The following is a 26,570-nucleotide window of genomic DNA, read 5'->3' on the forward strand; positions in this document are numbered from 1 at the left end:
GCCTTGTTACCAAGCTCGCGATAGCATGAGTAAATTTTTTTTGGAGTTAGACTGTGTTTCAACTTGTTCTGCTTAGCCATCTTCAACATATTGATGTGGCGAATTTGTCCTTGTCTGCAGAATTAATGGGGTTGCCAAAAGACATTCCCATTAGCGTACAGCAAACTTGTCTGATGGGCGGTAAACAAATGGGGTCACGCCTTATTACTTTGACGGTAGGTGATTCCGTGGTTCGTGTGGTGCCTACTCGAGGTATGGCAATATTGGATGTGGTTCGTAAAGACGTTCGATTTGGCTGGGACTCCCCAGTAAAAGAAGTAGTGCATCCTAGCTTCATTAATCAAGAGGCATCGGGTGGTTTAGGCTGGTTAGATGGTTTCAATGAGATGTTGGTACGCTGTGGTTATCAGTGGGCTGGCCATCCTGGACAAGACGGAGAAGAGTTTTTGACCTTGCATGGTCGTATTCAAAACACACTCGCAGATGAAGTAATATTAGAGGTGGAACAAGAGCCTCCATATCGCGTAACTCTACGCGGTAGAGTAGATGAAAAACGCTTTAAGTCCACCAATTTTGAATTGCATACCGAGTTGTCTCTGACACCAGAAGATGCCTACATAGAGATCAAAGATACCTTAGTTAATAAAGGCAGTTATCCACGAGAGTATCAGGCCATTTATCACAATAATTTTGCCCAACCTATCTTACAACAAGGTGCACGATTGCATGTGCCTGTGGCGGAATTATCGCCTTTCAATGCTTATGCCGCTAAGGGACTGGAAGATTGGGCGAATATGCCAGCACCAACGCCAGACTTCGATGAAATGGTGTTTAATGTACGACCACTAAGCGATGACAAGGGGATGTCTTATGCGTTATTGCATAATGCATCAGCTGACAAAGGCATTGAAGTGAGTTATCGAACAGACACTTTGCCAGTCTTAACCATTTGGAAAAATACCGACACCCTAGAGCAGGGCTACGTGGTTGGGATTGAGCCGGGAACCAGTTTTGCTTATAACCGTGTTCATCAGCGTCCCCTTGGTTTGGTGCCAATCATAGGGGCCGGTGAGAGTAAGCAGTTTATGGTGCGTTTTGGCCTTTTTACGGAATCATCTCAAGTGAATGATAGCAAACAGCGCATTGAGTCATTACAAGCCAAAGTTCAACCTGTGGTGTTAACTAAGTCCATTGTGCCGCTAGATTAGCTTCAGGGTCTTGAGGTGTTTGGTTTTTTAGGAAGCGGCTCCAATCGCCTGCTTCCATATAGGGTGCATTCTCGAGAGGCTGGTTGTAAATATAAATCCAGCCCTTTCCATAAGGGGTAAAGATACGTTTACGAGTATGTTCTGAGCTTGGTAAGGCGCTTTTATCGAACTTAAACAGGCTGTCGAGCTCACCTAACAGTTGATCGGATACCTGATACCATTCCACGCGAATACGACCACTTTCATCCATTGTGGGAACAATGGCTGGGAAATCGCCTAAGTTGTGCATGCGAAATCCGGTTAGCCAACCTAAGCCAATTCGTTGACAGTCTGCGATTAAGTTGTGATGTGACAAGCCTTCACGAAGGCTTCCATATACGGCAATTATGTGAGTAGATAGGGTGTTTGTTGGCATAGTCGAATTCCATCTTTGGCTACAAAAGCGCACAAAATGGCTCTTATAACGGGGGAATTCAAGGTAACTTGCCGGTATTTTCTGAATCATTACCGTGTTATGACATGTCCTTGAAGAGGCTGCTAAAATCCTTGCAGTCAGAGATAAACATTCACCCAATTAAGCGTGTTTTTGCTCGTGTTCCAGTAGCCATTTTTTACGTTCTAATCCGCCTGCATAACCAACCAAACTGCCGTCTTTACCAATTACCCTGTGGCACGGAATGACAATGGCGATGCGATTCATGCCATTGGCTCTAGCAACGGCACGAACCCCTTTGGGATTGTCGAGTTTGATGGCCTGTTGTTGATAACTGGCCGTTTGTGCAAAGGGGATGTCTTGTAAAACCTGCCATACACGGTTTTGAAAATCGGTTCCTGGCGTGTGCAGTGGCACATTAAAGGTTTTGCGCGTGCCTGCAAAGTATTCTTGTAATTCGACTTTGAGTTGTTTGATATGGTCGTTTTCACCATTAATGATGGTGGCTTTCAGACGCTTTTGCAGGTCTTCAAATTCGGTTTCTAACATGCGGCGATCAACAAACTCCAGCAGGCAAATACCTGTTTCGGTTGCGCAAACAAACATAGGGCCAATGGGGGTGGTAAGTCGATCAATTAGAATCACGGATTGCTCCCGTATTAATGAAGGGGATTGCCCCATGAGTTTTTTATAAGTGTAACCAAAGCCACTTAAAGAGTCATAACCAGAATCCAAAGCAGCGTGTGTGGCACTTTTACCGCCTTTGAGTTCATGATACGCAAAGTTAATGCGGTACATGCGCTGAAAAGCTTGAAACGTCATCCCATAATGCTGATTGAACCAGCGGCGCACAAAGATAGGACGAATGCCTGCTTCGCGCAATTGCTGATCGGTGATTTTGGCTTTGGTGCAGTCTCGAACTAGGTCCATGGCGGCCTGAACTTCGAGTGGTGCTTGATTGGCATTTTCAGTCGGACGACACACTTTACACGGGCGATAGCCTGCGTCCATCGCGTCTTTGAAGCTAGTGTAAAAGTTGACGTTTTCCCGCTTAGGTTTGCGAGCACGGCAAGTGGCAATGCAAAAGATAGAGGTGGTCTTTACCCCCACAAAAAAGCAGCCTACATAATTGCTGTCGCGACGGATTAAGGCTTGATAGTACTCGTCGGCTTGTTTGGTGTCTGTGATCAGCATAATGGTCTTCTTTATTCCATGACAATGAGCAGAGTAGTGTGTCGCTTCCCACCTCACAACCGAAAATTGAACAAGTATTTTTAGATATTCTTCAATGAACTCCTTATGATAGCCGACTATCGCAAAATAATAAGGATAATCACTTGATGGAATACAGTTTTTTCACTCTATCTCTATTGGTTGGTACGGGGTTCATAGCGGGCATTATCAATACGTTAGCGGGTGGTGGTTCAAATTTAACCTTGCCAGCCTTAATGGTCATGGGCATGCCAGCTGATATTGCCAATGCCACCAATCGTGTCGGCGTGTTTTTGCAAAATGTTGCTGCAACAGCAGGCTTTCGTAAGGCTAACAAGCTGGACAACGCAGACATTTTACCTGTCATGATTCCTTCTTTATTGGGTGGTGTAGTAGGTGCTTTTGCTGCCAGTTACGCACCGGAAACCTGGCTTAAACCCATGTTGCTTAGTGCCATGATTGGTATGACGGTATTGATGATCATCCGGCCTACTTTAGTGGCTCCACCGGAAGGAACGGTTCCTTTTAAGGTGTCAGAAAAGCCCAGTGCTTGGTTGGCGTTATTTGTGGCTGGCGTGTATGGCGGCTTTGTACAGGCGGGTGTGGGCTTTATTCTGATTGCCGCACTGGCAGGTACTCTGCGTTATGATCTGGTGCGCACCAATGCGTTAAAAATGGTTTGTACCCTTGGTTTTACTGCATTGGCTCTATTGGTATTTATTTGGAACGATCAAATTCTATGGATACCGGGTTTGATTCTAGCCATAGGCACTATGTTAGGTTCCCATTTAGCAGTCAAAATGGCGATTAAAGCCAACCCAAATCACCTGAAATGGTTTCTCTTTGTGATGACAGTGTGTGGCAGTATCGCAGCGTTAATAAGTTAATTAAAATTGTCTTTTTATTAAAATAAAACAACGTTTCTTTTTGTTTTCTTTCTGCTAGTCTTAATGGCTGGTGATGAGGTTTTTACGCCTTTTTACCGCCTTAAATAATAACAATAAGACAGCAAGGCCTATTGGCTTTGCGTAGCTGGAGAAAATCATGAATAGAAATCTTTTCGCTGCATCGTGTCTCACGATGGGCTTAATAGCTGGATGTTCGACCGTAGGAATAGAATCCTCTCAGCAAAATCTCAGTCAGCAAGCCATGCCTGCTGAGTATGGTTGGGCTGCTGCAGAAGGCCCTTTGTTGGGCGGTTCACAAGCCAGTGAACAACACATCTATACCGTTACCAACCGCAAGGAGTTTGTTGCGGCACTGAAACAATCGGGTGACTTACCAAGCATTATTCAAATTCGCGGTACCATCAATCTTTCTTCGGATGATGCTGGGCGAGAGCTTAAAGAAGCAGATTATCGTGTCGCGCCCTATCAGTTTGATTTGTATAAAGCCGCTTATGCACCAAGTGTGTGGAACATCAAACCTCTAATTAAGGGCCGACCAAATCGTAAATTGTCTGGCCCACAGGAAGAAGCACGACAGGCTTCAGCGGACAGGCAAAAGGCTCAAATTGTAGTGAACATACCTTCCAATACCAGTTTGATCGGGTTGGGCGACGAAGCCAAAATTGTTAAAGGTATGTTGCATCTTGGTGCTGGTGTGGAAAATGTCATTATCCGCAATATTCATTTTGAAGACGCGTTTGACTACTTTCCAGGTTGGGATCCAGGTGATAGCTTTAAAATTGATACCAGTTACCCTGGTTGTCAGGCCGAGTATGTACACGCCAATCTGGGTCCACAAAAATGTCGTGGCGGCCGTTGGAACGCCGAGTATGATCTGATCTCAATAAGTGGGGCAAAACGTATCTGGATCGACCATTGTACCTTCTCTGACGGGGATCGACCGGATTTTATGTTCCCGCCTGTTTATCCATTTCCTCAAAATGAAATCACTCAGAAAGTGCAGCATCATGATGGCTTGATCGACATTACCAATCAGGCAGATTTAGTAACCATATCAAAAAGTTACTTCCATGATCATGACAAGGCTATGCTCATAGGTAACAGTGACAAGAAAACCTCAGATACTGGTTATTTACGGGTAACACTACATGGTAATTATTTTAAAAATGTGGGTCAGCGTATGCCAAGAGTGCGTTATGGACAGATTCACAGCTATAACAATTACTTTTTCGGAGACGCTTCCGGTGATGGTCAGGGGGATAACAATTACGAACGCCATGTGGATTCTCTAAAGGATAAACCTAAGCATAATATCTTGCGTCAAGCTTTGGGTGCGGGTAAGCATTCTGCCATTTACTCAGAAGCGAACGTATTCGAGATTGCGAACGGTACGCCGGCGAATGCAATTGGTCACATGAAAGGCGATGTAGCCTTTGACCTAGGCTCTATGTTTAACGGCCAGATGATAGACATCATTGAAGAAGCCAATAAAGTCAGCGGCAAGCCTTTGTCAAAAGACGTGGGCTGGCAACCGGAACTCTATGGCCCTGCGCCCGTGTTACCGGCTAGTGAAGTCATAGATTACGTCAAAGGCAACGCAGGAGCGGGTAAGTTATAAAATATGATGTGTCTCTTTTGTCGTGAATTTGCTGTTCATGATGAGAGAAATGCTACTCGTGTGCTGTTCACACCTCCCCCGCATTCAGTAACATGCCTTGTGTACTGGTATCGAATACCAGTACACGATTTAAGTCTACCGACAGAGAAATACGTTGCTTTCTTTGTGTTTCAGAGCGTAAATCCAAGCGGGCTTTGGCGTCTTCGCCACCGAGTTTGAACATGATCTCTTTATCAAAGCCGAGGTTTTCCACTAGATCCACTTCGATATCGTCGAATTCAAATAGTGGGCTTTGGTTTGTGTTTATCGGATTTGCAATTAGCTGGCTGTCTTCAAAGAAATCCGGTCGGATGCCAATTAATACACTCTGGTGTGACGCTAATGTGGCTGTGTCTAGGTTGGGAATAGCCTTTGCCGGAAGGCGGTATTGATCAAATACCAGATGATCCTCTGCCACTTTTGCTTCGATCAGGTTCATGGCGGGGGAGCCAATAAAGGTGGCGACAAAGGTATTGGCGGGTTGCAGGTAAATTTCCATAGGGGTTCCTACCTGCTCTACTATGCCATCGCGCATTACCACCACGCGATCTCCTAAAGTCATGGCCTCGATCTGGTCATGGGTAACGTAAATCGCGGTCATATTGTATTGATGCTGGATACGCGCCATCTCGGTACGCATGTGATGACGCAGCTTGGCATCCAGATTGGATAAGGGCTCATCAAACAAATAAACGTCCGCGTCTCGCGCTAAAGCACGCCCCATGGCCACGCGCTGTCTTTGCCCTCCAGATAAATCCGCCGGTTTGCGATCCAAGTATTCGGTTATTTTTAGCATCTCAGCCACGTCTTTTAAGCGAGTGCGAATGGTGTCTGCATCCGCGCCCGATTTCTTCAGTCCAAACACAATGTTTTCTCGCACCGACATGTGGGGATATAAAGCGTAATTCTGAAACACCATAGCAATGTTGCGTTTATGAGGCGGTAAATCATTGATGGTTTTACTGCCAATCTGAATGTCGCCCTGGGTGATGTCTTCCAACCCCGCTACCATACGCAAGGTGGTGCTTTTACCGCAGCCGCTTGGACCCACTAGGACAACAAATTCGCCGTCTTTAACGTCCAGATTGAGGTTTTTCACTATGGGTAAGTTGCCATAGGATTTGTTAATATTGCGTAAGATCACAGAGCTCATATTCTACTCCTACAAAACGACTGCGCTCGATGATACTGCGTCAAAAGCTCGCTCAAAATGCTCATTTATAACTATAAATGCGGCTTTGGCATCCTGCGTCGCCCTAACACCTACGTCCTTGTAGGAGTCCGCTCTTTCGCTCACTTTTTCCTTGTCTGATCTTCGCTCGTGGCGTTTTGTCATTTTGTTAGTTTTTAATCTTCTAAAAGATATCGCTGAAGCACAATTTTCATCGTTAGCCTTTCACTCCACCGTCGGTCAGTCCGCCGGATAAATGTCGATTCGCCAACATAAAGCAAATGATGACAGGCAGCAGGGTCAGCATGGAGGCCGCCATGATGCGATCCCAAATAGCATTTTTAGAGGTGAATAAGGTCTGTAACGCCAAGGGTAAGGTATGAAAGTCTTGGTATTGTTTGAGAAACACTGAGGCAAACAGGTACTCATTCCAAGCAATCACAAAGCAATAAATAAAGACGGTAAAGAGCATGGGTTTAGACAATGGCATGATGATGCGCCAAAAGGCTTCTACTCGAGAGCAACCATCCATCATGGCGGCTTCTTCCAAGGAAAAAGGAATGGTGCGGAAGTAGTTGCCCAGCATGTACATGGCTACCGGTAAGGTTTGAATCAGATAGATTAAAAACAAACTCAACAAGGTACCGCCGACACTGGAAGCCAACCCCACACTGACACTCATTTGATAAAGTGGCACCATGAGTAAGACACCGCCCACCATATAGACAAACAAGACGCCGTTCGCCATTAGGGATTGCGCAGGAAAGCGCAAGCGGGCAATGGCATACGCCGCAAATGAGGCCAGAAAAGTTGAACAAATTGCCGTGACAAAGGAAATGGCAAAGGTGTTGAGCATGTAGCGGCCGAATGGAAAGACATCGCCACCCGAGCTGAATTTATCGAGAAGCTGTTGTTTTTTCTCTGGGGATAACGCGGGATTGTCTAATAAACGTTGAATGCTGGCGGGAATGTCGGCTTCTTTAGGCGGCATTAAGCCAAGCAATTCTTTATAAGCATCCAGATGCAAAACCCTAGGAATCAATGATGGGTTTCCCCAGTCAATTGGGTGTTTTAGCGAAGTGGAGAGAATCTGCAAAAAAGGGAAGACGCAGAAGGTCACTAAGCTGAGCACCAAGACGTAAAGTAATAGAGATTGTAAGCGCGTGCGTTTGTTCATCATCATGATCACCACTTAAGAACTTTGCGGACATACAACCAAATCAATGCCACCAGAACCAGCAATTGAATGACGGAGATGGTCGCCGCTGTGCCCTGATCCACCAAACCAGCAAAGGCTTGGTAATAGGTAAATATGGGTAAGGTTTCTACGTTGGGCGCGAGCAGATAAACGTCCTCGAAACGGTTTAGATTCCAAATGACTCGCAGTAACACCACGGTGGCGATGACGAAGCGCAATTCGGGTAAGGTGACGTGCCAAAAACGTCCCCAAGCATTTTGACCATCAATGGCAGCGGCTTCGTATAAGTCTTTAGGAACACTTTGTAGCTTGGCGAGAAACAGCAAATACGCAATCGGGAAATGTTTCCAGATATCAAACAAGATCACCACCAGTAAGGCGGAGTCAGGATTACCGATCAAGTTTTCTCGGGTGTCCGTTAGGTGTAATACATCCACCACCATGTGGTTATAGATGCCATTCACTGGATCAAAGATAAACTGCCAGCCAAACACCACACTGATCACAGGGGCAAAGTAAGGTAGCAGAATTAACCCACGTGCCAGATTGCGAAAACGAAAGGTTTGATTCATTAGGATGGCTGCGGCCAAACCCAATACCGTGGTGCCAACCACGGTGCCTATTAGATACAGCACGGAAACGCCAACCGAATGATAATAGTCAGGGTTGCTCAATAAGGCTTGATAGTTGTGCAAACCAACGAAGCGTTTGCTGCCATCTAATTGCACATCAAAAAAGCTCAAATACAGATTGAACAAAATCGGATAGACCACCAACAGACCTATGATGCCTACCGCAGGTGCTACTAATTTCAGCCCTAAGCGAGCTTCATTTTTGATTAAAACCGAAGACATAATTGCTTCCCTTTCATTTAACCCCACCCTAGCCCTCCCCTTAACAAAGGGAGGGAACTTGAAGTTCCTAGGCCTACGCTCCCCTTGAAGATAAGGGGAAGGAATAACAACAGCCTGCTCCTCCCCCTGCTAAGGGGGAGGCTGGGAGGGGGTCTATTGTTTACTCGCTCATGATGGCCTTCATTTCCGCTTCCGCTGCATCGAGTGCTGTTTGTGGATCTTCACCTTGGATAGTGACGTCATAAATCATGCGAGGTATGACGGATTTGGCAAAAATGGCGCCAGACGCGGGGAAGGTTTTGCCCCCCACCACAGAGAAAGAGCGAATGTCATCAAATCCAGACACAATTTGCTTCATCTTATCGGCACCGTAGAGTGTGAAGACACCGTTAGGGTCATTGAGGTACACAGGGTCTTCGGCAATGCCTTTGAGCATAGGGTTCATGCCGCCCGGTGCCATGTGCAAAAAGGTGATGTAACTGGCTGGATCGTAGAGGAATTCAATGAAATCTTGCGTGGCTTGTTGATCCTCGGAATTGGCGGTTTTAAGTGCCACCAAACCCGACAGAGTACCGTAAGAAGCCGCGCTTTTATGGGTGATAATGGGCGCAAAAGCGGTATTTTTAACCAATTCAGGGTCAAAGGTTCCGCCCGTTAGTTCAGCAAAGTTTGCTGAGGAAAGAGAGCCTTTAGCCACTTCCGCCAAGGCGAGATCATCCATGATATAGGTGGAGTAGAAGAACATGCCCATTTTACCTTGCAGGTAATAATCTCGAGCTCGCCAGTTTTGTGGCCCTGGAGGGTTGTATTGGGCTAATTCTTTATAGAATTCAATGGTTTCTAAAGTGGCTGGGCTGTTAAAAATGAGTTCGCCTTGAGCATTAAACTCGGCCGCATTATTGGATAAAGCCAACTGCGTGAAGACTTGTTCTGTGTAACTGTCTTGCTTGGTGCCAACTAAAATGCCGTATTGGTTGTTCGCTTTGTCGGTCAGTGCCTTAGCGGCGGTCTTGATGTTTTGCCAAGTATTGGGTGCCGCTAAGCCTTTTTCATCAAACCAATCTTTGCGATACCAAATGCCTTGAATCCAACCGTGATAGGGTAAGCCATAATAGCTTCCAGAGGGGGACGTGAGCGTGGTCAATGCGCCAGAGTGAAAGCGCTGTTTCCCAATATCATTGATCACCGCTTGGTGGGTATTGGTATCAACAATGCCTTCTTCACCTAATGCCATGATGATTTCAGAATTGACTTCAATCAGTTGCGGCGTGGTACCGGCTGCGACGGCAGCGGCCATTTGGGTGGCCATTTCATTTTCGTCGACACCAATGACTTTGACCGTGACACCATCATTTAATGCTTCAAAGGTGCTGGCGAGTAATTCGATGGTTTGCAGTCGGTCGGATTGGGTTTGTGCGGTCCAGAATTCCACTTCGGCTGCTTGAGATAAGGAACTCATCATCAAACCGGTTCCTAATATGAAAGCGTTGTACTTAGTCATTTGTTCGCATCCTCTTATTCTTGTTATTGCTTTAGTGTGTTAGCTAAATCCCGTTTTCACAACACCTGGTGATAATAAGACTTGTAACTCTTTCACTGGCGTTCCTTTGATGCGCGCTACCATCATCTCAGCCAGCTGCTCGCCAATCTGTTGAGGAGCGGCTTGCTGAATGCTGGTGATCCCCATACTGGCGGTCAGCTCATCTGCGGGCGTATCACAACCGATTACGCACACTGATGATTGCTTGGTGTGTAATCGTTTTGCCGCCAATGCGGCGCTGCGAGCACTGATGCTGTTTAAGCAAATCAATGCCGTAATACTTGGTCGCTGAAGTAAGAATTCCGCACAATCTAAGTAGCTTTGTTCCTCATCGAAACCCACTTCTAAAAGGTGCTCGGTACTGAGTGTTATGCCCAAACGTTGTGCTGCATCATGAATGCCGCGCAGTCTTTCTTTGGCAAAAAAATAACGTTCATTCACCGAAACGACACCAATTTGACTGTGTTGTTGATCGGCTAAATAGGACACACTCAGCTGCCCCATTTGATAATTATCCAGATCCAACCAAGCAAATTGGTTCGCGCGTTCAGTGCGTCCGTAACAAACAAAAGGCACATTAAGCTTGAGTAAACGATGAACTTTTGGGTCATTCACCCGAGTGCGTAATAGGATAAAGCCGTCTTGATCGCCTGCTTTGACGAGGCGCTCAAACTCACTTAACTCGTCTCTTCCTGTATCAATAGCGACCACTTGTAATAAGTAGTCAGACGATTGCAGAAACTGGCGAGCACCGGCTAATACCTTGGCAAGAATGGGGTCAATAAAAAGACTTTGCTGACTCGGCACAATGGCCGTAATGACTCGTTTCGCTTGTACCCATTGTCCAACTGCAGGATCTTTTAGTTGATAACCTTGACGACAGGCTTCTTTGAGCACTCGCTTTTTGGTACTTGGGCTAATGTCAGGGTAATCATTCAGTGCGCGAGACACGGTAGATACTGACAGGTCTAGCTGAGTCGCAATCTCTTTAATCGACATACAATATACGCTGCACCATTCTTATTATTGAAGAAGGATGATCGTCTCCTTCCTGACACTCTTCATCATTTAAACTGTTATTAAAGCATTAAGTGTGCATTTTGTGATCAGCGAATTCTTACCCTAAAACCGAAAATGTTTCGATGCAAAGATTATTTTTTGCACAATGATGGGGCTTTTAACTTAAAAAGATCGACTTAACGTCAGTGCGTTTACCTAGCTTTAGCTGGTCGATAAAGAAGTGTTATCGCAGTCAGTTAGAGTTGGGCATCATATTTACGGAGGCAATGCAGGCTCATAATGAGATCAAGCAGAGTCTCAGAGTCTTACCGACACCCGCTTCGAATATATCGCGTACGGCTAAATATTGGCATTCGACACCTATTTGAATGGATGCCGAATGAATCTTGATTATTTAGTAGAGAAGTTAACTCAGTCGCTTCTAGGTTTGGATGAGGTTTGATAGATATGATACTTATGTTGGGCGTATAAAGTTACAGCGAGCTATTTCAACGTCAGAATAAAGGTCGCATTCCGCTTCATGATCATTGACCATGCCCATAGACTGCATGAAGGCATATAGGGTGGTAGGGCCAAGAAATGTCCAACCACGCTTTTTTAGCTCTTTTGCCAATGTTACGGATTCCGCGCATTGGGTGCGAATGGTGTCGCTGGGCTCTGGTTCATAGCGCCATAAAAAGTGCGCCAGAGAGCCTTCTTGTTCGATGAGTTCAATGGCTCTTTTAGCGTTGTTAATCACAGCTAAAATTTTCCTTCGGTTGCGAATGATGTCTTTATTCGCCAGTAATTGTGTGACTTTAGTCTCATCATATTGAGCCATTTTGTGGTAATCAAACTGATCAAAAGCGAGCCGGAAAGCCTCACGCTTGGACAAAATCGTGCGCCAACTTAAGCCAGATTGAAACGTCTCTAAACAGAGCTTTTCGAACAATTTTTTGTCATCGGCTACTGGAAAGCCCCATTCGTTGTCATGATAATCAGGAAAGTCAGGGGCGGTATCAGCCCAAGCACAACGTTGGCGGCGCTTTGTCATGAGTGACTCTCAATCACATGCAAGGCACGATACTCATCGTAAGCAAACTGATCTGTCATGCCGCTGATGTAATCTTGAATGAGGCGACAGCGGAAATACAGTTCCCAAGCATTATCACTTAGATTTTGTAGCTTTTCCTCCTCAAATTCCTTTTTAAACTCAGTGAGTTGAGATAAGGCTTTTTGATAAGCAGCTAATTGGCGACCGGCTATCTTATTAAAAAGTCGGCTTTGATAAAGTGGTTTTTTGCTTTCTTCTAGGAATAACTTTTCAAAGGTTTCTCGATCAAGCTGCAATAAAGGTAAATAGATGTCCAATAACCCAGCGATAATGCGATAGCCTTGTAATTCTTGCTGTTGGACTTCCTCAGAACAAAATACGTGTTTAAAGGCAACGGTTTTGAGGGTGTCTAAAATGGCGTGGACTAGGCTGCCATCTTCTAGTAGGGCTTGGTTATAGTGACCATCGAATATGGCGTGAATATTATCGATGAATTGGCTGCTGGCATAATCCACCGATAAGGAATTTACCGCAACCCGAAACTGTACGAAAAAGTCACTCTTAATGCTGGTTTTTTTATATTGCCAGAGACTCTTGTCAATCATATCGGACATTATTTGTGCGTCAGTTTTTTCGACTTTAGGGTACTTTTCTTTATTTTGAATAAGCTTGGCGAACTCTTTTTTGAGTCTCATTAGTAACTCATCGAACTTAAGAATGCCCTTTTCAACCGCGTCTTCAATGTCGGCAATGCAATAGGAGATATCATCGGCCGCTTCCATGATGTAAGCGAAAGGTGAGCGGTTGCCTGCTTGTGTATTAAGTGTGTCATTAATGGTTTTGACAATTGGCGCTTCGCTTAAGTAAAAACCGATTTTTTTTTGCAGGTAGGCTTTGGGTTGATCTTTGTCAGGCTTAGATTGATCACCGCGACGGGTGTATTTGATGATGCTCGATAATTGTGAGTAAGTCAGGTTTAAGGTTTGCAGAGAATGCACAATGCGTAGGGCTTGGGCATTGCCTTCAAAGTTCAATAAGTCGCTTTTTAAAGGCTTAAGGAAATCTTGTGAATCTGTAATCTCTTGACGGTCAAATAAGGCTTCAATGTGTTCTGAAAACCACTGATTGATGGCGGCTTCGCCAAAATGACCGAAGGAAGGGTTGCCTACATCGTGCATTAGGCAAGCCATTTCGACAATGGATTCAAACTGTCTTTCAAGTTGATCTAAGCCATATTGTGCCATTAAACCTTGTTCAGAGAATTTCTTGATAACGCTTTGACTAATGAAACGCCCTACTTGCTGGACTTCCATGGAATGGGTCAAACGACTGCGCACAGCCGCGTTTCTTTCTAAGGGGAAGACTTGAGTCTTTTGCTGTAATCGACGAATGGCGGCAGAGTTGATGATTCGGCCCCTATCACTTTCAAACACACTCAGCGGTGCGATAGATAGGCCATCATGGTGACCGCTATTGTGTAGGCGATGTGGGCGAATTTTCTGTGAAAAGTGAATGTCCATTGTCATAAGCTCCGACAGGGTGAATCTTGATAGTAACCAGATATAAGCTTGTGTGCAAAACTACAAATACTGGTCTATTTTATTGATTGAGCTGAAAAAATTGCGCTTTATGGGGTAGCGTTCGCACCTGTAGAGATGTTTTTGTTATGTCATTAAGTTGTCACATAAATGTCATTCACTTGTTGCTTGAGCGCGCTAGAGTGAAAGTGATTATTTTAAGGTAAAAGTGGTTATGCCTTCGTCCACCAATTTGTCCAGTCTGCAAGAACACCTTTATTTTCTCCTCAATGAGGTAGAGACACACTGTCAGCTAGTAGTGCAATTTTATTCAGCTTGCTCACCAGATATCTTGCCGCGTATTCGTGGTCGACGAGGCTATGTGCAAACCTTGCGGGAAAAAGTCGATACGGAAGCCTTAGGTTTGTTGCAAAGGCGCAAAGCAAAGAGCCGTTTTGTGTCGCGAGTGAATGCTCTGCGAGCCTTAGCCAGTGCCTTGGATGGTATGACGGTGGCTTGTTTTGAATGTGTTCAAGAGGGCACATTAGCGCATGCCTATTCACACCCGAGTGCGAGCCAGAGCAGCAAGCTGATGAAAAAGCTCAAGCGTGGTTTGGACTTAGTCAAGGTTGGTTTGTCTCAGGAACCTAGACGTACTGGGATCAAACTGGGCAAACGTTTGTCAAAAATGCTGGCAAGTTATGATCAGTTACAAGTGGATACCTTGGCCGTCAAACTCACCTTAGCCGACGCAGAACTCAAAGCCGCTTTGTTAAGTAATGCTTGTTTAAAGCGCTTAATTGAACAATTAAATTTGGTTGCCGATGCGCTTATTAAATCGGATCTCGGACAGGTGGCTAGCCTGCAAAATTACACTCACCTTTTGGACAGTGCTGCCAGTTTGAATCATGATTTGGACGATTTAAAAGTGCGCCGCTTGGCGTTAACCCGTTCTGGAAGTGCCATTGCCGCCATTACCCACAATAAAGGGGACGGTCAGCAAGTGTTGGCGGTATACAAGGAGGGTGAGCCGCACAAGATAGAAGAAGAAATTGAAGGCGTGAAACATTGGCAGCAAATTAATCCTAAGTTGGCGCCAAACGTTTTATCTCAAGGTGCCCGTAGTGGTGAGCAATCTTCTCTACTCATTGAACATATTCCCGGTAAAACACTGGAAGCCCTGTTGCTTGGAGACGATGAGCAAGCCTTGAATGACGCTTTGAAGCGACTCTTTAAAACGCTTAATGATACTTGGAAAGCCACCTTAACAGCGGAAGCCTGCAATCCACAATTTATGCAGCAATTGGCGAAACGTGTCGCTGACTGTCGAAAGGTTCATGGGGACTTTTTTAAACCACAAACACGCATAGGCCAGCACACATTTCCTTGCTTTGACGAACTTGTGGCACAGCTTGCTGAACGCGAAGACGAATGGCGTGCGCCTTTTAGTGTGCTCACGCACGGTGATTTTAACGTTGATAATCTGATCTTTGATGACGTTGAGCAACAAATTCATTTTATTGATCTGCATCGAGCGGCGTATTTTGATTATGTGCAGGATGTATCTGTGTTAATGGTGTCTATTTATCGCCTGCCTGTCGTCAATGGCGCAAGACGTCAACGCATGATGTCTGCAGCAAAAGAAATTTATCGTTTTGGTGGTCGTTTTGCTAAGCGCCAGCAAGACCCTTATTTTGAATTGCGTTTGGCGGCGGGACTAGCGCGTTCTTTTGCCACTTCGACGCGTTTTGTTTTTGATAAAAAATTGGCTTCAAGAATGCATCTAAGATCACGTTATTTGTTGGAAAAGCTGGTTTCCTTGTCGCCTCAACAGGCTGAAAAATTTACCTTGCCATTAAAGGATCTGTATTTTGAATAAACCGAAAATTGGGGTTATTGGCATCCCAGGAAAGTGGTCCACTGAAGTCTTAGCGGATCGTTTGGAAGCCCTGACTGGCTTTCGTGTCGTGATCGATATGAATCAAGTGGAACTTTGCTTGCATAGCCACAGGCTGATGTTTCAGGATATCGACTTGATGGAATTGGATGGGCTTATCATCAAGAAAATCAGTGAAGTCTACTCACCTGCCACCGAAGATCGTTTGCGCATGTTGTCGTTTGCTGAAAAAGCAGGGGTGCGATTATTCAGCCCGACTGAGAGTGTGGGCAACCTGATTAATCGCTTGGCAGGCACATTGGCATTACAGCAAGGGCAAATCCCTATGCCAAAAACCCGTGTCACAGAAAATATTGACCAAGCGTTTGCTACCGTGCGTGAGTTTGGTTCAGCGATTTTAAAACCACTCTACTCAACCAAAGCGCGTGGCATGATGATGCTTAGCCAATTCGATTCCGATGAGACGGTTCGCGATGCTTTGACTGAATATCGTCAAGCCCAATCTATCTATTACATTCAGCAAAAGGTGAATTTAGATGGTCGCGATTTAGGCATGGTGTTTGTTGGCGGCGAATACCTTTGTACTTATGCCCGTGTTGGCAATAAGGGCTCTTGGAATACTACGATTAACAGTGGTGGTCGTTATGAAGGGTTTGAGCCGGACGCTGAACTGATTGAATTGGGTCGCAAGGCACAGGCTTGTTATGACTTAAGCTTCACCACCGTAGACATAGCGTTGACAGACCAAGGGCCTGTGGTGTTTGAAGTGTCGGCGTTTGGTGGATTTAAAGGTGCACTAGAAGGGTGTGGCGTCGACGCTGCGCAGGTGTATGCCGAGTATGTCTTTAAGGAGTTAATGCCATCATGATTAAAAATATTCTAGACCTAGCTCAGGTTGAAACGCATTTCGCTGGTTGTCTACATCAAATCCAGTTTCAATTTGCGCAATTGCAAGTCAGAGTTCATGCCACAGAAAAGGCTTTGATTGATGACTTGGCAGACTACTACAAAAGTTATTTGCACGAGACTCAGCCAGCGAGTTTGAGTATCGATTTGTATGTGATGGAGCAGCCTCCTGCTGGTGATGAATTGGATTGGCTTGAAGTCCCCCGTGAAGCGGGCAAACAAGGTCGCAAGGAAGGCTATTTGGATGTGTCGGGCGGTCGTTGGATTAAGAAGTTCAAAACCGGTATGGCTTTTTTACAGCGCCCAGATCAGCTGGTGGCGGTTGGTCCATGCGCTGCCAACTTAGCGCAAATTATTAATTTCATTAATAATCAGTTTTTGAATCACTTCTTACGTCAAGACTTTACTCTTGGTCACGCCTCAGCGTTCAGTGTGCAAGGTCAGGTGACGGCGATTGCCGCGGGCTCGGGCGGCGGTAAGTCGACCTTGATGTTACGCTGTCTTGAAAAAAGCACGCGTGACTTTTTAACCAATGATCGCATCTTGCTTAAAGCTGTTGGCGAGGGCACAGAAACCATTGGCTTGGCTAAGTTGCCCAGGGTTAATCCGGGTACCTTGCTGTATTCGGATCGTTTGCGCCATATCTTGCCAGAGGCTCGCCAGCAGGCTTTATCCGCAATGCCGACTTCAGAGCTTTGGTCATTGGAAGAAAAATACGATGTGCAAATTGAAGACGAATACGGTTCAAATCGCGTTCAGTTAACCGGTCAATTAGTGAACCTGATCATGCTGGATTGGTCTTTGAATAGCTCAGAAGAGACGCGACTAGAACAGGTAGATCTATCTCAAGAGCCGGATGTGATTGACGGCTTACGTAAACGTCCAGGGCCTTTCTATCAGGATAATCAAGGAGTTTTTGCAGACCTCAATGCCATTGATTCGACCAACCATTATGTTGATCAGTTAGCAAATGTGACTGTCTATCGTTTAACTGGGAAAATTGATTTTGATTTGGCTTATGAATTGATTGGCCATCTAGCGACAGCCTAAAAGGCTGAGTTAGGGGCGCAGTCATTTCAGAGTAATACCCACTTTCATTTTCTGAACAAGGATGTTCAAAAAACAGTCGACCGTCACCAAATTGTCATAAAACTTTAGCATAATCCGGCCTTCTGTTTGACGCGCTTGGATTGTGCTAGAGTGATTTTTCACAATGCTGCACCACGATCCATCTACCAAGGTAAGAGATACCATGCTTAACCCTATTCCTGCTATTAAGCCCTTTCCAAATCACACTGAGATCATGGCTCGGTTACCGACAGAATGGGCGCCTTGGCCTAGGGACAAAAGCTCGGTGAACAACCATGTTTTACATGTCGAAGAAACCCCTTCTCACTACAATGAACACAAATTGCGTTGGCCAAAACGTCCCGTGGTGTTTATCTCTGATCCTCATGCGGATGCGATGGCATTTGAAGCGTCGCTAATTGCCGCGGGTGTTGCAGAGCGCAAGAAGAAGTCTGATCTTGGTCATTTAACCTTGACTAAAAAAGGCAAACAATCTGAGATTATTATTGGTGGTGATTGTTTGGATAAAGGTCCCAGTAATCTGGCCTTATTACGCAGTGTAAAGCACCTGTATCGTTTAAAAGCCCGGGTCACGTTATTGGCGGGAAATCATGATTTGCGTCTTTTGATGGGGCTACTGGCGTTAGCGCGTAAGAAAGATGTGGGTAATCAACATTTGTTCGTTCGTATGGGTAAGAAAGTGGTGCCCTTATTTAGAGAAGTGTTTGATCAGTATTTGGTGGACACCAAATGGGATAAGAAGATTCCCGATGAAGATACTTGTCGAAAGCGTTTATTTCCCGGTGAAGCTTGGTTTAAAGAGTTCCCATTTCATGCAGCAGGCTTTTTGACCGCAGAAGGGATTGACCGTGAAGTGCGTAAAATGGCGTCCAAAAACGAGAGCTTTGAAAAGCATTGTCATGCTTCTGGTTTAAGCTTGCGACAAGTGTATGCGGCTTCATTGAAGTGTCAGCAGTTGTTCCTACATAAAAAAGGCGAGTTCAACTGGTTTTTCCGTAAGATGGAACTGGTGGCGAAACGCGGTTCTTTTCTATTCTTACACGCAGGGTTAGACGACAACATGGGGCAAATGTTGTTGAAAAGCGGTCCAAAATACGCCAATAAAGCATTTCATCGTAACCTCAAGCGTCGCGATTTGTTTGGTTTTTATTACAGTTCCATTGCCAATACCTTTCGTACCAAGTATCGCGATGCAGATTTGCCTTTGACCCACAGAGGAGTGAAAGCCATTCATAAGTCTGGTGTTCATGTCATAGTGCAGGGCCATGTAAATCGTCAGCAGGGGCAGCGTATTGCTATTAAGAAGGGCTTGGTGCATGTGGAAGCAGACATCACTTTGGATTCTCATTCTCGCAAAGTGGAAGGTTTGAGCGATTATGGCATAGGTGCAACCTTGATCGACAAAGGCACTGGCATTGTGGGATTAAGTTGTGATTATCCAACTGCGAAAGTGATGACAGCGAAAGAGTTGCAAAGTATTTATGAAGAAGGTCAGGTAGAAGGGCAACACAATGAAGTCAAAAACTGAGTTTAAATACGAAGCACTGTTGGAAGTTGATGATGTGCAAGATGTTTTAAAAGCGCTTTCTAAAGGCCTAAATAAAGGTAAATTAAGCTTTAGTGATGACAAAGAGGGCATCCTTAATGTTGAGCCGAAGGGTTTGCTAAAGTTGAAGGTGACCGCATCGGATGATGAAGACAGTCAACAATTTGAAGTGAAAGTGCGATGGGAAAAGCACCCAAAAAGACTTAATAAAACCCCACCTAATATTGCTTAGCCGCTAACTCTTTGTTCTATTTAAGTTTAGTAAAATAAAACTTAGTCCCATTTTTTTTCCTTATTTTTTAAACGTTTATCGCCATTGACTTTGCTGTCTTTAGTTTGCATATTATTCGCACTGTTCAGTAAAATGAACTAAAAAGTTTGGTATTCAATCTTTAGTCGTGGTTGTGTCTGTACAATTCCTAAAAAAATAAAAAGGAAGATACTATGAATACTTGGAAGCGAGGTCTTATTGTTTTAGTGATGCTGTGTCCTTTTGTACCTTTATCCGCTTCAGCAACGGTTAATGCGGTTAATTCCTGCTTAGCATTGACAGAATTTCTTGATAAAAAAATTTCTTTAGAAATAGAAGCGTATTCTCAGCAGCAAATTGATGAAATGCGAAAAGGGTTAAATATTTATGCAAATTATCTAAAATTTAATGTGATTAGAGAAAGATTGCTGGACATGTATGCAGGCAATAAAGACCAAGCGCAGCTAATGTGGAATCTTTTTTTTCGCCAGAAAAGTACTTTCATAAAACACTTAAGTCAGCATTACAGCGTAACCAAAATTCCAGGTGATTACTCTGTTGCGCTAAAAAGATGTTTGGTGAAAGCCAAACCTGAACAAACTCAAATCGCACAGCCAATTGCGAAAACTCTAATCTTAATGGAAACAAAATAATGCTTAGTGAGAATTTATTTAGCTAGCCTAAAAATAACAGACTGTTTTTTTTTACAAAAAACTGACATTTTTGTCGTTTTTCAATGCTTTTTTATGGTAGTTTCCTAATTGTGGTGAAATGATGCACCAATTATGGATTAATTCTAGATAGGAAAAAAAAGTGAAAAAAGTTTTATTAGCTACAAGTTTGACGACAAGTGTTTTATTAACTGGTTGTGCTTCTATTCTGACTGATGATGTGCAAACAGTGAATGTATTAACTTCTAATGGTCAAGAAGCGCAAGTAAAAATTGATGGTCAATCTTTTGAAGTTCCTGGTGTTGCTATGATCAAAAAAGATGGAGCAAAAACTAAGATCATGAACAGCTCGACAGAAGGGTGTGTTTCAACGACAGCGCTAAATCGAGAGGTTGAACCTACTTTCTTTGTAAATATTCTATCTGGTGGTGCGTTTGGCTCAAGTACCGATTACGGTACCGACAAAATGTGGAAATATGAAGACAGCATAGTACTGAATTGTCGAGATTAATTTTGATACCACTGTTTTATAAAGTAAAAGGAAGCGTCATTGCTTCCTTTTTTCTTGTTTTTTTTTCTTTAAACGTATTGTCTAGTCATGCTGAGGCTTTGTATGAGTCTTCGCAATGGCGTGCATTACTCCATATTCCCAATGATTTTTCTCTGATAAGTGACGTTAACTTTGTAGGACAGAAAAAAAATGCAGCTCAAATTGCGCTGCGAGACGGACTCGAGAATCTAACAGATAAGAAAACTAAAGACACATATTTATGTCAATATCCTGCCCGCTCTTTATGGATCGCGAAACATTATCCTGAGATTCAAATAACAGACCCTCTGAAAAAATGTCGAGGTCTTGCCCATTACATTGAGCGTGTGCCTGCAGATAAAGTTGTTCTTGTTTACGCCTACGAGAATATCGAACAGCCAGCAAGTATGATGGGACATGTTTTCTTAAAGTTTGCAGGAAAGAATACTAATGGCTTGACTTTAGAGCACGCTGTTTCTTTTTATACAGACACAAGAACGATGAATTTACCAAAACTATTATTTGATAGTCTAGTTGTTGGTAAAGAGGGTTTTTTTATTGTCTCTCCTTACAAAGAACAATTGCAGCAATATAATCTTGTGGAGCAACGTAATGTTATTGAGTACGAGCTTTTATTGGACGACTTTGATCGACAGCTTTTGCGTTTCCATATATGGGAGCTGAAAGACGTTGAGATGAAATATTTCTTCAATAAGTTTAATTGTGCCACGTTAACAAACAACCTTGTTGCTGTAGCAAATCCTGCTGTGCTTGAAGCTTCGGATAAATGGATTAGCCCTTTAGATGTTGTAAAAGCAAGTTATCGTAGCGACCTTCTTGCCTCACCAGTATTACGAGCATCAGATAGTTGGAAGATTCGTATGCTCAGTGATGCTCTTGATAAAAAAAACATTGATGCTGAAAAAGAGTTAGCTCGCTCCGCTAATCAAATATTGACAGAGGAGCAAAGATTTTTACTCTATTCTCTTGATGAAAGTATTCGTAATTTTGAACTAAGCGATTCTCAGGAACAAGCTCGTCGCTTAACAGATCAAGAACGATCTGAGTTGGCCTTGCGTTGGAATATCGAAGAGGATGCTGGACAGTTTATTGAATTGTCCTCATATAAAGACCCTCTCAAGCGCCCTGCAGATAGTCAATTAAATATTGCTTTTTTAGAGCGAGACGAACTGCTTTTACAATATATACCAACCTCTCATCAAGCTTCAGACGATCATAGAACCAGTTTTAGTGAATCAGAACTGGAGCTTCTTTCTTTTAAAGGAAGAGCTTCATTACAAACGGGAAAAATTGATTTAGATGAGTTGACCTTATATAAAATGGCTTCTTATATTCCCTATGATGTTTTCACTGGTGGACTTTCGAAGAAGTTTTCAGTGGGAATGAAGACAATAGAAGACGATCAACTTCAAGGTAAGAGAATGCCATACATCAGTGGCGGACTTGGAGTAAGCTTTGCTCTACATCAGGATTTATACTTGTATTCTATTTTAAATACCCAGTTGGAGGATGGGTGGAATTTAAGCATACGTCCTGAAATTGGTTTCTTCTTATATGAAATTTATTCCCTAAAAACTAGTTTTTCTTATTCAGAAGCCTTTCATCAAAGGGGGGCTGATAAGAGAGTGCAATACTTAAAAATAGATCAATCATGGTTCATAGATACAGACTATAGTTTTGTTTTCCATTATGAAAATCAGCGCGCAGCTGAAAATCAGAATGATCTTTATAGTCTTGAGCTAAGGCATTATTTTTAATTTGTCATGACACTTCTGGTTGGTCAATTAGGCTATCTATGTTCAGTAGGTATTGCGCGTTGAGCTAACTCAGTAGCTACGGATTCACAGCCTGTTGTAAACCTGGGATACCTTGGTTGCCAAAAATTCGATTTAACTCAATAACGTAAGGCCCCATTACCCATGCTGCTACGGTCACAAAAGGGGTTGGCATGTCTTGCCAGATTTTATCCGCTTCATAGGGCGTGTTAGCGGCAACTAAAGTGGAGGTCAGTCGCGGCAAAAATAAATTATTAAATGAGCCCTCTCGATAATAAAATAAAAGAGTCGATACTGCAGATATTTAAACTGGCTCAGCAGGATGCAGGGGGTTGCGACGAGACTTACGTAAGTGACGAACTGAGTCAAAGATTAAGGCACCTAATGCAGACCAGATAAGAATGAAAGTGATCAGTTTTTCGATGCTTAGAGGCTCCCCGTAGACGAAGACGGCAAGGAAAAACATGCCCGTTGGCCCTATGTATTGCATGAAGCCCAAGGTGGTCATGCTTACGCGATTAGCGGCTGCAGCAAAACACATGAGCGGTACCATGGTTACTGGGCCTGAAGCGAACAGTAACCAATTGGTTATGGCGTCATTCGCCAATAAGTTAGCGGTTGGTGAAGGGCTTTGCATTAGATAGATCGCGGCGATAGGTAACATAAGACCGGTTTCGACCGCCATGCCGGTAAAACTGTCGATGGCGATTTTTTTGCGCACCAAACCATAAATGCCAAAAGTAACGGCCAAAACTAAAGCAACCCAAGGTAATGAGCCAAATTGCACCACTTCAAATACCACAGCACAAAAGCACAGAACGATAGCAAGACGACGAATCGAGTCGAGTTTTTCTTTAAAGAAAATCACTCCTAGCATGATGCTAATCAGCGGGTTTATGTAATAGCCTAAACTGGCGCTGAGCATTTGATTGTGTTGCACGGCCCAAATGAAGGTGCCCCAGTTCACACCAATGAGAAGAGTTGAAAAGAGCAGGCCTAACATGGCGCGTTTGGACGTAATTGCCGCTTTTAAGGCGCTACCATACTTGAGAATAAGGATGAGGGCACAAACGAGTACACAGGACCAAATAACCCTATGAGCCAATACTTCTGGTGCTGGTACAAATGACATTTCTTTGAAGTAAATCGGTGCAATAGCCCATAAAAAGAAGGCCGTAAAGGCAAGCATCAGTCCGCTTTTTGAAGAGTTTGGCATATTGTTATTCCAATTCCTTATTTCTGGATAGGCGAGTGTAGCGGAATCTGAAGGACTTCCCTAGCCTTGTCTCAAGTATTTATGGAAATAATGAAAGAAGCATGAATTCGAAGCTTGTTTATAAGGTCGATAGAGAAGCCATATTGCCTATCTGGAGGGATAAGGTTAAAGTTGGCATGTAAATTTCGTAAACATCGAACTTCGGGGCGGGGCGGAATTCCCCACCGGCGGTGACTTTAAAAGTGTGACTTTTAAACAGCCCGCGAGCGCTTAAAATTCATCTTGGATTTTAAGGTCAGCAGATCTGGTGTGATTCCAGAGCCGACGGTTACAGTCCGGATGATAGAAGATCGACCAAGGCAAATGTGTCTCTATTCACTCGGGGCAGATTGGCTGTTGCATGCCTTGGCATGCGACATGGTATATTCGTTTTCATCACCCCTGTGCATCTTATATTTTGGAGAAAGCAAAGATGGCAGGAACATTCTTTATCATGATAGCGTGCTTTACTTGGGCACTGGATACTTTAATCCGATACCCCTTGCTAGGTGCTGGCTATTCCACCTTACAAATTGTTCTGATCGAACACCTTACCTTGATTCTATTTGTCGCACCCATGTTGTGGCGTTATCGTCATGTCTATCGTCATTTGTCTAGGGCAAGTTTGTGTTGCTTGTTTTTCATCGGCGGAATAGGTTCGGCAGTTGGTACTTTGGCCTTTACAGAAGCCTTCCAATATTTGAACCCTACTGTGGTGATTTTACTGCAAAAATTACAGCCTATTGTTGCTATATTGCTGGCATATTGGTTCTTAAAAGAACAAATTGAAGGAGGCTTTGTACGCTGGGCTGGCGTCATTCTCTTGGGTAGTTTTGTCATGATGTGGCCGGACCTTCGTCAATTAGGCGAGGTACAGTGGCATTATTCAAATGATCAAATGAGTATTGTCAAAGGTTATGGTTTTACGCTGGTGGCTGTTTGCGCTTGGGGAGCGGCAACGGTATGCGGAAAATACTTATCAAAGCAAAATGTACCGGCAAATGCCATTATGTCAGGGCGCTTTGTTGCCGGTTTGATGGTTTTAGCACCGTTAGCCTTTATGCAGACTGAAAGTTTAGTGGCGATGCAAATCACCGTTATGGGGCTAGTCATAGTGATGGCCTTACTAAGTGGTTTTATCGGTATGTGGTTTTACTATCAAGGCTTAAAAACCGTACCTGCACAGATGGCGACCTTGGCAGAATTGTCCTTCCCGGTATTTGCTGCGGTGATTAACTGGTACTTCTTGGAAATGGGATTAACGCTTTATCAGATCATTGGTGGGTTAATGTTGATCTTGGGGAATATTGGTTTACGTATCAAAGAGCTACGTAAAGCAGAGTTGAACACCTTGTCGCAAAGGGCTTAATATGCTCGGCCAAAGTTCAGCCAGTGGGCTGTGCTTTGGCTTGTATTTTCATTGTTTCTTTGCTCTAACGGCACCTTTCTTTATTTTTTGCAGGAATAATCTGTGCTTGTTTATCTTTTTAATCACACCTTGTAATAGAATAGCGCCAGCAATTTGAACAAAGGGTCAGGATTATTAGTGACTCGAAAGGATTATTCATGTCTCTCACTCAAACACCGCACAATGTATCCCAAACTCAATGGCTCGAAGTCATTTTACTTTGGGTTGCAGGTGTTTCTGCGGCCATGCAATTTGCCAAGTTTTCGGTGTCGTTTGACGCTTTGTTGGCGTACTACCAAAAAAGTGCGACCTTAACGGGTATGTCCTTATCGATTGTCGGTATTGCAGGGTTAATATTTGGTGTGTCTGCTGGCATGATTGCCAGTCGTTTTGGTTATTTACGGGTGTTAATTGGCGCCTTGTTACTGGGCGGTACCTTGTCTATGGTGCAATCAATGTTACCGTCATTTAATTTGTTGATGATGACCCGCTTGTTGGAAGGTTTCTCTCAATTAGGTGTGGTTGTGGCAGCGCCCACTTTGATTGCCAAATTCAGTGCGCCACAACATAAATCCTTGACTATGGGTATTTGGGGTACTTTCTTTGGGGTTGCTTTTGCTGTGTCTGGTGGTTTGGGTAAAAGTATTTTAGAAACTCATGGATTAAGTGCTTTGCTATTGGCTCATGGCATTTTCATCAGTGGCATAGGCATTATTTTGTTCTTCATATTAAGAAATAATCCGCTACTTATTTTACCGCCTGTGGTGGGGGATCAAGGCAGCATTATTGTTCAGATGATACGCATTTATAAAAATCCTCGAGCTCTACTGCCAAGCTTGGTGTTCTTGTTCTATACCTGTACCTTGGTATCTATTCTTACTTATGTTCCGGGGTTAATCCATGACCAAGCTCTGCATAAAAGTATGTTGGTCATATTGCCTCTATTGAGTACCAGCGGGACTTTTTTGGCGGGTGCCATTGCACAATATGTTATGCGGCCACAGCGTGTGGCTTTGTTGGCGTATTTAGGGGTAGCGCTGGCGGCAATGAGTTTATTGCTTGTTTCTCATAATCCTTGGTGGCTTTCCTTCATCATGGGTAGCTTGGTGCTTTGTCTGGGTATGATTCCTGGCGCTTCCTTGGCGATGATTCCCAACCTTGCTCGCAACGCTAAGGAACAAGCTGAGGGCTATGGCTTATTGGCGCAATTCGGTAATTTGGGAGCGACCATTGGACCACCTAGCTACGCGGCGCTGATGACTCTATTTGGTTTGTCTGGCATTGTTGGCCTGGTGCTCTTGATATGTTTCTGCGGCGTGCTGTTTAGCTTGCTTGCCGCACGTCTTAAGGTGATTAGGTAATATTTTTTTGTGTGACAGCATGCAGTAAGTCTGTCTATCTTACTGCTATCCTTGTTTTTATTCCCTTCTTTCTAATGCTTTTTCTATTATGCTGTAAGAAACTGGCTTTAT

24 protein-coding genes and 1 riboswitch are annotated in these 26,570 nt (G+C 44.0%); of the genes, 13 read left to right on the forward strand and 11 right to left on the reverse strand.

Translation table 11 applies throughout. From position 1 onward, the window contains the following. Positions 1-53 precede the first annotated feature (53 nt). Positions 54-1,208 (forward strand): aldose 1-epimerase family protein, encoded by a 1,155-nt coding sequence (locus tag ACXAH2_RS12895; protein WP_475079035.1) that lies wholly within the window; start codon positions 54-56, stop codon positions 1,206-1,208. Here ACXAH2_RS12895 and ACXAH2_RS12900 read toward each other — a convergent pair. After that, the gene (locus tag ACXAH2_RS12900; protein WP_475079037.1) at positions 1,183-1,623 is read right to left on the reverse strand and encodes a gamma-glutamylcyclotransferase family protein; all 441 of its coding nucleotides are present in this window, start codon (positions 1,621-1,623) and stop codon (positions 1,183-1,185) included. The two genes, ACXAH2_RS12895 and ACXAH2_RS12900, sit on opposite strands and share 26 nt — an antisense overlap. A gap of 159 nt (positions 1,624-1,782) precedes the next feature. After that, a complete protein-coding gene (locus ACXAH2_RS12905; RefSeq protein WP_475079038.1) occupies positions 1,783-2,835 on the reverse strand; it encodes a bifunctional transcriptional activator/DNA repair enzyme AdaA in 1,053 nt (350 codons plus the stop codon). 146 nt (positions 2,836-2,981) lie between these two features. Between ACXAH2_RS12905 and ACXAH2_RS12910 the strand changes: the two genes are divergently transcribed. Then, positions 2,982-3,740, forward strand: a complete 759-nt coding sequence (locus ACXAH2_RS12910) for a sulfite exporter TauE/SafE family protein (protein ID WP_475079039.1) — start codon at positions 2,982-2,984, stop codon at positions 3,738-3,740. Between the two features lie 157 nt (positions 3,741-3,897). After that, positions 3,898-5,379: a pectate lyase family protein gene (locus tag ACXAH2_RS12915; RefSeq protein WP_475079040.1), complete on the forward strand. Its 1,482-nt coding sequence runs from the start codon at positions 3,898-3,900 to the stop codon at positions 5,377-5,379. Between the two features lie 67 nt (positions 5,380-5,446). Here ACXAH2_RS12915 and ACXAH2_RS12920 read toward each other — a convergent pair whose 3' ends face one another. The 7 genes from ACXAH2_RS12920 to dgt all read right to left on the reverse strand — a co-directional run bounded on the left by ACXAH2_RS12920 (position 5,447) and on the right by dgt (position 13,754). After that, a complete protein-coding gene (locus ACXAH2_RS12920; protein ID WP_475079041.1) occupies positions 5,447-6,571 on the reverse strand; it encodes an ABC transporter ATP-binding protein in 1,125 nt (374 codons plus the stop codon). A 235-nt stretch (positions 6,572-6,806) separates the two neighbouring features. Further along, on the reverse strand, positions 6,807-7,772 hold the full coding sequence (locus tag ACXAH2_RS12925) for a carbohydrate ABC transporter permease (protein WP_475079042.1): 966 nt from the start codon (positions 7,770-7,772) through the stop codon (positions 6,807-6,809). 2 nt (positions 7,773-7,774) lie between these two features. Continuing rightward, a complete protein-coding gene (locus ACXAH2_RS12930) occupies positions 7,775-8,641 on the reverse strand; it encodes a carbohydrate ABC transporter permease (protein ID WP_475079044.1) in 867 nt (288 codons plus the stop codon). 160 nt (positions 8,642-8,801) lie between these two features. Further along, the gene (locus ACXAH2_RS12935; protein WP_475079046.1) at positions 8,802-10,142 is read right to left on the reverse strand and encodes an ABC transporter substrate-binding protein; all 1,341 of its coding nucleotides are present in this window, start codon (positions 10,140-10,142) and stop codon (positions 8,802-8,804) included. A gap of 39 nt (positions 10,143-10,181) precedes the next feature. Beyond that, the gene (locus tag ACXAH2_RS12940) at positions 10,182-11,180 is read right to left on the reverse strand and encodes a LacI family DNA-binding transcriptional regulator (RefSeq protein ID WP_475079048.1); all 999 of its coding nucleotides are present in this window, start codon (positions 11,178-11,180) and stop codon (positions 10,182-10,184) included. Between the two features lie 475 nt (positions 11,181-11,655). Further along, positions 11,656-12,234: a DNA-3-methyladenine glycosylase I gene (locus tag ACXAH2_RS12945; protein WP_475079050.1), complete on the reverse strand. Its 579-nt coding sequence runs from the start codon at positions 12,232-12,234 to the stop codon at positions 11,656-11,658. Beyond that, positions 12,231-13,754 (reverse strand): dGTPase, encoded by a 1,524-nt coding sequence (gene dgt, locus ACXAH2_RS12950; RefSeq protein WP_475079052.1) that lies wholly within the window; start codon positions 13,752-13,754, stop codon positions 12,231-12,233. Before dgt ends, ACXAH2_RS12945 begins: the two co-directional genes overlap by 4 nt. A 232-nt stretch (positions 13,755-13,986) precedes the next feature. Between dgt and ACXAH2_RS12955 the strand changes: the two genes are divergently transcribed. The 8 genes from ACXAH2_RS12955 to ACXAH2_RS12990 all read left to right on the forward strand — a co-directional run bounded on the left by ACXAH2_RS12955 (position 13,987) and on the right by ACXAH2_RS12990 (position 22,417). Then, positions 13,987-15,630 (forward strand): phosphotransferase, encoded by a 1,644-nt coding sequence (locus ACXAH2_RS12955; RefSeq protein WP_475079054.1) that lies wholly within the window; start codon positions 13,987-13,989, stop codon positions 15,628-15,630. Beyond that, the gene (locus ACXAH2_RS12960) at positions 15,623-16,516 is read left to right on the forward strand and encodes a GAK system ATP-grasp enzyme (protein WP_475079056.1); all 894 of its coding nucleotides are present in this window, start codon (positions 15,623-15,625) and stop codon (positions 16,514-16,516) included. Before ACXAH2_RS12955 ends, ACXAH2_RS12960 begins: the two co-directional genes overlap by 8 nt. Then, positions 16,513-17,604, forward strand: a complete 1,092-nt coding sequence (locus tag ACXAH2_RS12965) for an HprK-related kinase B (RefSeq protein WP_475079057.1) — start codon at positions 16,513-16,515, stop codon at positions 17,602-17,604. The genes ACXAH2_RS12960 and ACXAH2_RS12965 overlap by 4 nt, the downstream gene beginning before the upstream one ends. Before the next feature lie 202 nt (positions 17,605-17,806). Beyond that, positions 17,807-19,171: a metallophosphoesterase gene (locus ACXAH2_RS12970; protein WP_475079058.1), complete on the forward strand. Its 1,365-nt coding sequence runs from the start codon at positions 17,807-17,809 to the stop codon at positions 19,169-19,171. Beyond that, positions 19,155-19,421, forward strand: a complete 267-nt coding sequence (locus ACXAH2_RS12975) for an amphi-Trp domain-containing protein (protein ID WP_475079059.1) — start codon at positions 19,155-19,157, stop codon at positions 19,419-19,421. The genes ACXAH2_RS12970 and ACXAH2_RS12975 overlap by 17 nt, the downstream gene beginning before the upstream one ends. Positions 19,422-19,633: 212 nt before the next feature. Then, positions 19,634-20,092, forward strand: a complete 459-nt coding sequence (locus tag ACXAH2_RS12980) for a hypothetical protein (RefSeq protein WP_475079060.1) — start codon at positions 19,634-19,636, stop codon at positions 20,090-20,092. A 160-nt stretch (positions 20,093-20,252) separates the two neighbouring features. Further along, positions 20,253-20,621 (forward strand): hypothetical protein, encoded by a 369-nt coding sequence (locus ACXAH2_RS12985; RefSeq protein WP_475079062.1) that lies wholly within the window; start codon positions 20,253-20,255, stop codon positions 20,619-20,621. A 2-nt stretch (positions 20,622-20,623) separates the two neighbouring features. Continuing rightward, positions 20,624-22,417, forward strand: coding sequence for a lipoprotein N-acyltransferase Lnb domain-containing protein (locus ACXAH2_RS12990; RefSeq protein ID WP_475079064.1), 1,794 nt, complete (start codon positions 20,624-20,626; stop codon positions 22,415-22,417). Positions 22,418-22,493: 76 nt separating this feature from the next. Here ACXAH2_RS12990 and ACXAH2_RS12995 read toward each other — a convergent pair whose 3' ends face one another. Both ACXAH2_RS12995 and rarD read right to left on the reverse strand, forming a co-directional pair. Then, positions 22,494-22,679, reverse strand: a complete 186-nt coding sequence (locus ACXAH2_RS12995) for a hypothetical protein (RefSeq protein WP_475079065.1) — start codon at positions 22,677-22,679, stop codon at positions 22,494-22,496. Between the two features lie 60 nt (positions 22,680-22,739). Further along, positions 22,740-23,651, reverse strand: coding sequence for an EamA family transporter RarD (rarD, locus tag ACXAH2_RS13000; protein ID WP_475079067.1), 912 nt, complete (start codon positions 23,649-23,651; stop codon positions 22,740-22,742). Between the two features lie 193 nt (positions 23,652-23,844). After that, positions 23,845-24,006: riboswitch (FMN riboswitch) on the forward strand. Between the two features lie 117 nt (positions 24,007-24,123). On the opposite strand from rarD, the gene ACXAH2_RS13005 reads away from it, so the two are divergent. Beyond that, positions 24,124-25,059, forward strand: a complete 936-nt coding sequence (locus ACXAH2_RS13005; protein WP_475079068.1) for a DMT family transporter — start codon at positions 24,124-24,126, stop codon at positions 25,057-25,059. Between the two features lie 197 nt (positions 25,060-25,256). Next, entirely contained in the window at positions 25,257-26,459 is a 1,203-nt protein-coding gene (locus ACXAH2_RS13010; RefSeq protein ID WP_475079070.1) for an MFS transporter, read from the forward strand. Positions 26,460-26,570 lie beyond the last annotated feature (111 nt).

Source organism: Marinomonas sp. ABL3_031, assembly GCF_056161265.1.